The 511-nt window shown below is 56.9% G+C and carries 1 pseudogene; it reads right to left on the bottom strand.

Annotated elements, in window-relative coordinates:
- Positions 1-207: 207 nt before the first annotated feature.
- Positions 208-510, bottom strand: a pseudogene (locus CSC70_RS14275) (transketolase); the annotation flags it as partial.
- Position 511 lies beyond the last annotated feature (1 nt).

The following is a 511-nucleotide window of genomic DNA, read 5'->3' as shown; positions in this document are numbered from 1 at the left end:
ATACATCGTCTTAAGATCCACCCTCATGCGAGATGTGCCATATATCATAGTGCTGTCGTGCACAGCATCGTGTATTGAATTTTCCGAGTATCATTCGTTGTTTCTGTGTGCATAGGTACAAGCCTGGCGCTGTGTCATGATGCCATGCTTGGAATACGCATGACGTTCCATTCGATCTGTTATTCTGTAGTTTTTTTTTTTTCAAGCGCCGGCGGTCCTGCTGTGCAGCTGGCGGAAGCGCTTGAGCTCCTCGATCGGCAGGTCGTAGCCGCTCAGGTGCAGCAGCGCGTACTGCAGCATCGAGCCGTGGCCGTTGGACAGCACAAAACGGTCGCGGTTGAACCAGTCCGGGTTGGACGGGTTGTGTCGCAGGTAGTCGTTCCACAGCACCTCGGCGATGTCGGCCATGCCCATGGGCATGCCCGGATGGCCGGACTTGGCGGCTTCGACCGCATCGGCGGCGAGGAAACGGATGGCGTTGGCCAGCTGGCGGCGGGTTGGCTTCGTCATG

It is taken from the genome of Pseudoxanthomonas kalamensis DSM 18571, assembly GCF_010211745.1.
Lineage (GTDB): Bacteria > Pseudomonadota > Gammaproteobacteria > Xanthomonadales > Xanthomonadaceae > Pseudoxanthomonas_A > Pseudoxanthomonas_A kalamensis.
This window is presented reverse-complemented; position numbering and strand designations above follow the sequence as displayed.